This window comes from Rhodococcoides kroppenstedtii (assembly GCF_900111805.1).
In the GTDB taxonomy this organism is placed as follows: Bacteria; Actinomycetota; Actinomycetes; order Mycobacteriales; family Mycobacteriaceae; genus Rhodococcoides; species Rhodococcoides kroppenstedtii.
In genome coordinates, this window is record NZ_FOJN01000011.1 from 158874 (window position 1) to 166270 (window position 7397).

Genomic DNA, 7397 nt, shown 5'->3' on the forward strand with positions numbered 1-7397 from the left:
CTCAGGCGGATACCACCGCGTCGAGCGCGGAGTAGAAGATGCCGAGCCCGTCGTCGCTGGGGCCGGTGAGGGCCTCGGTGGCGTGCTCCGGGTGCGGCATGAGGCCCACCACGCGTCCGTTCTCCGAGGCGATGCCGGCGATGGCGCGCTGGGAGCCGTTGGGGTTGTCACCGGCGTACCGGAACACCACGCGGCCCTCACCCTCGAGCTCGTCGAGCACGGCCTGCGACGCCTGGAAGCGGCCTTCGCCGGACTTCAGCGGGACCAGGATCTCGGCGCCCGCCTCGTACCGCGAGGACCACGCGGTGGCGGTGTTCTCGACCGTCAGCCACTGATCACGACAGGTGAAGTGCAGGTTGGCGTTTCGCGTCAGTGCACCGGGCAGCAACCCGGCCTCGCACAGCACCTGGAACCCGTTGCAGATGCCGAGCACGGGCAGCCCGCCCCGGGCGGCGTCGACCACGGCGGTCATGACGGGCGCGAACCGGGCGATCGCGCCGGCGCGCAGGTAGTCGCCGTAGGAGAAACCACCGGGCACGACGACGGCGTCCACGCCCTTCAGGTCGGCATCGCCGTGCCACAGGGCGACGGCCTCGCCACCGGCGAGGGTCACCGCCCGGGCTGCGTCGATGTCGTCGAGCGTGCCGGGGAAGGTGATGACGCCGATGCGGGCGCCCGTCGCAGCAGTCACAGCCGGGTCACCTTCCACTCCTCGATGACCGTGTTGGCCAGGAAGGTCTCGGCGATGGACTCGAGCGTGGCGTCGTCCACGTCGTCTCCCACCTCGAGCTCGAACCGCTTGCCCTGGCGGACGTCGGAGATGCCGGCGAAGCCGAGACGCGGGAGCGCCCCGACGATGGCCTGCCCCTGGGGGTCGAGAATTTCCGCTTTGGGCATGACGTCGACTACGACACGGGCCACGGTGGGTGCTCCTGAACATCGGGGGTGAGCGTGCAGGCAAGTTTAACCGCCGCGCACACCACCTCGCGTCCGCGGTACGCCGCGCCGGACCCGGCGCATACTCGGGTGATGGAGCTGACTCACTTCGGACATTCGTGCATCCAGGTCTCGCTCGAGGGATCCACCGTGTTGTTCGACCCCGGGGCGTTCTCGCACGGGTTCGAGGGCATCACCGGGCTCGACGCCATCCTGATCACCCACCAGCACGCGGACCACGTGGACACCGATCGGCTGCCGGCACTGCTCGAGGCCAACCCTGGTGCCGCGCGGTACGCGGATCCGCAGACGGCGGAGCAGCTCGGGGACGGCTGGACCGCTGTGCACGCGGGTGACGTCCTGTCGGTGGGCGATCTGCGGATCACCGGCGCGGGCGGCACCCATGCCACCATTCATCCCGACGTCCCGCTGATCGACAACATCGCGTTCCTGCTGGGGTCGGCCGAGCGTCCGGGGCAGCTGTACCACCCCGGCGATTCGTTGTTCGTGCCCGACACCGCCGTCGAGGCACTGGCACTGCCCGCCGCCGCGCCGTGGATGAAGCTCAGCGAGGGCGTGGATTTCCTGCGTGCCGTCGCACCGCGTGTGGCGTTCCCCATCCACCAGGCCGTCGTCTCGCCCGAGGCGCGCGGTTTCTGGTACGGCCTCTACGACCAGTTGTCGCCCGAGGCAACCGAATTCCGCACCGTCGACGAGGAATCCGGCGTCACGATCTAGCGGGCCAGCGCGCGGCCGGCGGCGCGACCGGAGAAGATGCAGCCCCCGAGGAACGTTCCCTCGAGGGAGCGGTATCCGTGCACGCCGCCGCCGCCGAACCCCGCCACCTCACCGGCGGCATAGAGCCCGGGGAACACCGATCCGTCCGCACGCAGGACCTGAGAGTCGAGGTTGGTCTCCAGGCCGCCCAACGACTTTCGCGTCAGCAGGTGCAGCTTGACGGCGATCAGCGGCCCGTTCGCGGGGTCGAGCATCTTGTGGGGCGAGGCGATGCGGGCCACCCGATCGCCGCGGTACTTGCGTGCGGCGTGGATCGCCGAGACGGACAGATCCTTGCCGAAGTCGTTGTCCATCTCGCGATCCCGGGCCACGAGCAGGGCTTCGATCGCCGCGGGGTCGAGCTCGACGTCACCGATCTTGTTCATCCCGGCGACGAGTTCGGCGACGGAGTCGGCCACCACGAAGTCCTCGCCGCGAGTCTTGAACGCCTCCACCGGGCCCGGAGCGCCGGGTCGCACCCGTTCGAGAAGCTTGCGCACGTCGCGGCCGGTGAGATCGGGGTTCTGCTCCTGCCCCGAGAGCCCGAACTCCTTCTCGATGATCTTCTGGTCCAGCACGAACCACGTGTAGTCGTGGTCGGTCGAGACGATGTGCTCGAGCGTGCCGAGGGTGTCGAATCCGGGGAAGAGCGGCGCGGGCAGCTGGTGTCCGGTCGCGTCGAGCCACAGTGAGGACGGGCCCGGCAGAATGCGGATGCCGTGGTTCGGCCAGACGGAATCGAAGTTGGTGATGCCCTCGGTGTAGTGCCACATGCGATCCTCGTTGATCACGTGACCGCCTGCGCGCCCGGTGATCTCGAGCATGCGACCGTCGACGTGCGCGGGGACGCCGGAGAGCATGTGCCGCGGCACCCGACCCATGCGCGTCGGCCAGTTCTTCTTCACCAGCTCCCAGTTTCCCCCGATGCCGCCGGAGGTGACCAGGACGGCGTCGGCCCGGATCTCGAAGTCGCCCACCACGGTTCGCGACGACGACACCCCGCGTGCGACCGTCGTCGGCTCCAGGACCGCCCCACGGACGCCCGTCGCGGCGCCGTCGGTGACCACGACCTCGTCGACACGATGGCGGAACGCGAAGGTCACGGAGCCGCGCTCGACACCCTCGCGCACGATGCGCTCGAAGACCTCGACCAGGCCCGGTCCGGTTCCCCAGGTCAGGTGGAAACGCGGGACGGAGTTGCCGTGGCCCGTCGCCCCGTAACCGCCGCGCTCGGCCCACCCGACCAGCGGGAAGACCTTCCAGCCCCGCTCCCGCAGCCAGCTGCGCTTCTCCCCCGCCGCGAAGGCGACGTAGGCCTCCGCCCACTGACGCGGCCAGTGGTCCTCGGGGCGATCGAACGTCGCCGCGCCCATCCAGTCCTGCAGGGCCAGGTCGTAGGAGTCCTTGATGCCGAGGCGCCGTTGCTCGGGACTGTCGACCAGGAAGAGCCCGCCGAAGGACCAGAACGCCTGACCGCCCAGGTTCGCCTCGTTCTCCTGATCCACGAGGATCACCCGCTTGCCCGCCTCCACCAGTTCCGCGGTGGCCACCAGCCCCGCGAGTCCGGCCCCCACCACCACGACGTCGGCGTCACGTGTCATGTCACCCAGCGTAGAACGTCATCGCGGCGGGTACTGGGCGGTCAGATGCATCCGCTCGCCCTGGGGCCCGAAGATACCGAGGTACTCCACCGGCCGAGCGTCCGCGGAACCGAACCAGTGCGGCAGGTGGGTGTCGAACTCGGCCACCTCCCCCGGCTTCAGCACGACCTCGCGGTCCCCGAGAATCATGCGCAGTCGTCCGCTGAGGATGTAGAGCCAGTGGTAGCCCTCGTGGGAGTGCAGGGTCGGCTCCGCGACGGGCGGACCGGCCGGGACGATGGTCTTGTACGCCTGCAGGCCGCCCGGTCGGCGGGTCAGCGGCACCACGATCATCCCGTTGTGACGCTTCTCCGGCTTCAGGTGGACCCGCGGGTCACCGGTCTCGGGGGCCTCCACGATCTCGTCGAGCGGCACCTCGTACACCTTCGCCAGGGGCAGCAGCAGTTCGAGACTGGGCTTGCGCTGACCCGACTCGAGCCGCGACAGCGTGCTCACCGGGATGCCGGTGCGCTCGGCGACGACGGAGAGCGTCACGTCGGCCTTGCGTCGCAGCGCCCGCAGCCGAGGCCCGATCGCCGAGAGCACCGCGTCCACGTCGTCCGTACCGTCGTCCATACGTCTATTGCAGTTTCCGCAACAATGTTTGTCAAATACGCGATACGGCCTCACAGTGGCAGCCATGACCGCACACACCCAGTCCGCCCCCCACTCCCGGTCCGACTCCGACGTTCTGGTGATCGGTGGCGGCGCCGCGGGCCTGAGCGCAGCACTCATGCTGGGCCGTGCCCGTCGCCGCGTCGTCGTCCTCGACAACGGCACTCCCCGCAACGCGCCCGCCTCGCACATGCACGGCGTGCTCGGCCGCGACCACACCTCCCCGCTCGACTACCTGAAGCACGGGCGGGCCGATCTGGACCGGTACGACGTCCGCGTCGTCGACGCCACCGTCACCGATCTCGGCGGCCACGCCGGCCACTTCACCGCCACCACCGACGACGGCACGACGTTCACCGCCCGCCGGCTGATCGTCACCACCGGACTCACCGACCACCTGCCCGACGTGCCCGGCCTGGCCGAGCGGTGGGGTCGGGACGTCGTCCAGTGCCCGTACTGCGACGGCTGGGAGGTCCGGGACCGCCGCATCGGCGTCCTCCGCACGTCGCCGATGAGCCTGCATCACGCCACGCTGTGGCGGCAGTGGACGGATCGCATGGTCTACCTGACCGACGGCGCGGAACCGACCGAGGACGAGCGCACGCGACTCGGCGCGCGCGGCGTCGACATCGTCACCACGCCGGTCACGTCCGTCGAGACCGCCGACGACGCCCTCAGCGGTGTCACCCTGGCCGACGGCACCGTCGTTCCTCTCGACGCGCTCGCCGTGGGGCTGCGCTTCAGCGCCCGGAGCGAACTGCTCGCCTCGCTCGGCCTGCACGCGGTTCCCCACACCATGGGTCTCGGCGAGGTGATCGAGGCGGATCCGACGGGTGCGACGTCCGTCCCCGGAGTTCGCGTGGCGGGCAACGTGTCCGACCCGTCGGCCACCGTGATCGCCGCGACGGCGCAGGGCTCGTTGGTCGGTGCGCACACCAACCTCGAACTCGTGATGGAGGAGACGGACGCCGCGGTCGCCCGCAGCGGCGAGAGGCCGACGCTCGACGGGGCGTTCTGGGACGAGCTCTACCGCGAGTCGGACCGTCGATGGAGCGGAAATCCCAACCCGCCGTTGACCCTGGTGGCCGCGCCGCTGACACCGGGGAGGGCCCTGGACGTCGGCTGCGGCGAGGGTGCCGACGCCGTGTGGTTGGCCCAGCAGGGCTGGGAGACAACGGGTGTGGACATCTCGGCGGTGGCGGTGGACCGGGCGCGAGACCTCGACGATTCCGTCACCTGGGAGACCCGCGACCTGATGCACGATCCGCTGCCCGAGGAGTCGTTCGACCTGGTGACGATGCACTACTTCGGCATTCTCCGCTCCGACGGAGACGACGCGGTGCGTCGACTAGCGGCGACCGTCGCGCCGGGCGGCACACTGCTCATGGTGAGTCACGCTCGGGTACAGGGTCATTCGTGGATCGGATTCGAGCCGACGGACTTCTGGTCACCCAGCGAGGTGGGCGCCGTCCTCGACCCGGCCGAGTGGGAGATCAGGGTCGACGAGACCCGGCCCCGCCCCGCGCCGCCCGCCGGAGCGGGTGGGCATCACGTGGACGACGAGATTCTGGTGGCCGTGCGGCGCACGCGGTGATGACAGCCGTGCGGCGCACGCGGTGATGACAGCCGTGCGGCGCACGCGGTAGTTCTCGGTCAGGCGGCCGACGACCGGGTCCGCGAGATCCATTCGTAGCGAGCGGATTCGGCGCCGTGGAAGCACGCGAGGTCCACGGCGTCGAGCATCGCGGTCCAGGGGCCCGGCCGGCCGAGTTGCTTGGCGCTGACGGACAGTCGCACCACGCCGCCACGACGCGCGACCCGGCCCGCACCCATCACGAGGGCGCGGCACCACCACGGCTCGGACGTTCCCGGCTCCCACACGTAGCCACCGGACCCGGCGCCGAATCCCTCCCCGATGCCGAACACGCGGCTGCGCACCACGGTGCCGCGGTCGAGGTCGGAGATTCCGGTCAGTCCCGCGTACAGGCGGAATCCGACCGCCGGGAGTGCGGAGATCGCACCGGGCGAGGCGACCCACCGCGGCGGGGCGAAGGCGCGGGTGCGCAGGCCGATCTCCTCCATGACGCGGTCGGCAGCCCGCAGACGAAGGCCTGCCTCGTGCGCGGGAAGGACGGCGAATTCGGCGCGACGACGCTTGGTCGCTGCCTGGTCGTACCCGTGCAACACGATCGCATCACCGTGCTCGCGTCGGGCCCGGAGCCAGTCCTGCGTCTCGGGGTCGCGAGTCAGCCGGTACTTGTCCTTGAGGCGCGGCGCCACGAGCAGCGAGAGGGACAGGTTGCGACGGTCCATCTCGGCGGCGAACTCGGCGGCGGCGTCGCAGGTCTCGTCACGGATTCCGGAGACGGACACGATCAGACGTGCGGTCATGAGAAAACCGTCGCACACCGAGGTGTACGACGGTTCGTCTCACGCGTGAACTCCCGACGAACGCCGGGAGGACGTCGGCGCCGGTCAGAGCGTCGGGACCGGGAGCACCTTGTCGATCGCGGCCAGGACCTCGGGGGCATCCGGCTCCGTGCGGGGACGGAAGCGGGCCACCACTTCGCCCTCCGGCGAGACCAGGAACTTCTCGAAGTTCCACTGGACGTCGCCGGCCTCGCCGTCGGCGTCCGGTGTCTGCACCAGATGCTCGTAGACGGGGTGCCGGTTCTCCCCGTTGACGTCGATCTTCTCCATCAGCGGGAAGGTCACGCCGTAGGTGGTCGAGCAGAAGGTCTCGATCTCCTCCGCCGAGCCGGGCTCCTGGCCGCCGAACTGGTTGCACGGGAAACCCACGACCGAAAGGCCGCGGTCGGAGTAGTCCTTCGCCAGCTTCTCGAGGGCGGTGTACTGCGGCGTCAGGCCGCACTTCGATGCCACGTTGACCACGAGCACCGCTCGGCCGCTGTACTCGTCGAGCGACGTCGGCGCCCCACCCAGGGTGGTGATGCCGATGTTCTGCAGTTCTGTCATGCGGTCACAGTACCGATGAGTAACCCCCGGGACGACCGGGTGGTGCCGCAGACTTGGCCGGCCGTCGATTCGTGCGTGCGTGTCATGGACCGTGTCGGTGGGTGCCGGTACACTCGAACATACGAGCGACTGGGGGGTCGAAGTCATGGTCGGTGTGCAGGTGGGGGCAGGTGCGACGGGCACCGTTCCGTGGGCTGCGCTCGACCACGCCGCCCTCGGTCTGCCCGCCACCATTGACCTCCCCTCCTCGCAGGCGCTGGACGCGCTGGTCCACGCCGCCGCCGGCGTCGCGTACCTGAAATGGTTCGAATATCAGCTCGCCGCCGCCATGCACGCCGAACTCGTGGAGCCTTTCGAGGACGAGGACCGGCGTGAGCTCGATGCGCACACCCGCTGCGCCGCCACCATCGCCACCACGTTGTCGATCACGCAGGGGGCGGCCCGCACCCTGCT

General features: G+C 70.0%; 8 protein-coding genes and 1 pseudogene. 3 read left to right on the forward strand and 6 right to left on the reverse strand.

Features of this window, described 5'->3' with window-relative positions; translation table 11 throughout:
- Position 1: 1 nt before the first annotated feature.
- Together purQ and purS are read right to left on the reverse strand one after the other, a co-directional pair.
- A complete protein-coding gene (gene purQ / locus BMZ18_RS13800) occupies positions 2–691 on the reverse strand; it encodes a phosphoribosylformylglycinamidine synthase subunit PurQ (protein WP_068103006.1) in 690 nt (229 codons plus the stop codon).
- Positions 688–921 carry a phosphoribosylformylglycinamidine synthase subunit PurS gene (purS, locus tag BMZ18_RS13805; protein ID WP_068103008.1) on the reverse strand — a complete coding sequence of 78 codons (234 nt, stop codon included), beginning with the start codon at positions 919–921 and terminating at the stop codon, positions 688–690. The genes purQ and purS overlap by 4 nt, the downstream gene beginning before the upstream one ends.
- Before the next feature lie 108 nt (positions 922–1029).
- Here purS and BMZ18_RS13810 point away from each other — a divergent pair, with 108 nt between their 5' ends.
- Positions 1030–1674: an MBL fold metallo-hydrolase gene (locus BMZ18_RS13810; protein WP_068363004.1), complete on the forward strand. Its 645-nt coding sequence runs from the start codon at positions 1030–1032 to the stop codon at positions 1672–1674.
- On the opposite strand, the gene BMZ18_RS13815 is transcribed toward BMZ18_RS13810, so the two are convergent.
- Positions 1671–3314: an FAD-binding dehydrogenase gene (locus BMZ18_RS13815; protein ID WP_068363001.1), complete on the reverse strand. Its 1644-nt coding sequence runs from the start codon at positions 3312–3314 to the stop codon at positions 1671–1673. The genes BMZ18_RS13810 and BMZ18_RS13815 overlap by 4 nt on opposite strands.
- 18 nt (positions 3315–3332) lie before the next feature.
- Positions 3333–3929 carry a helix-turn-helix domain-containing protein gene (locus tag BMZ18_RS13820; protein ID WP_068362998.1) on the reverse strand — a complete coding sequence of 199 codons (597 nt, stop codon included), beginning with the start codon at positions 3927–3929 and terminating at the stop codon, positions 3333–3335.
- Between the two features lie 64 nt (positions 3930–3993).
- On the opposite strand from BMZ18_RS13820, the gene BMZ18_RS13825 reads away from it, so the two are divergent.
- The gene (locus BMZ18_RS13825) at positions 3994–5562 is read left to right on the forward strand and encodes an FAD-dependent oxidoreductase (RefSeq protein WP_068362995.1); all 1569 of its coding nucleotides are present in this window, start codon (positions 3994–3996) and stop codon (positions 5560–5562) included.
- Positions 5563–5621: 59 nt separating this feature from the next.
- On the opposite strand, the gene BMZ18_RS13830 is transcribed toward BMZ18_RS13825, so the two are convergent.
- Both BMZ18_RS13830 and BMZ18_RS13835 read right to left on the reverse strand, forming a co-directional pair.
- Complete coding sequence (locus BMZ18_RS13830) at positions 5622–6359, reverse strand: DUF2334 domain-containing protein (RefSeq protein ID WP_068362991.1); 738 nt, start codon at positions 6357–6359, stop codon at positions 5622–5624.
- 84 nt (positions 6360–6443) lie between these two features.
- On the reverse strand, positions 6444–6944 hold the full coding sequence (locus BMZ18_RS13835) for a glutathione peroxidase (protein ID WP_068103019.1): 501 nt from the start codon (positions 6942–6944) through the stop codon (positions 6444–6446).
- Between the two features lie 145 nt (positions 6945–7089).
- Between BMZ18_RS13835 and BMZ18_RS13840 the strand changes: the two are divergent.
- Positions 7090–7397, forward strand: a pseudogene (locus BMZ18_RS13840) (hypothetical protein); the annotation flags it as partial.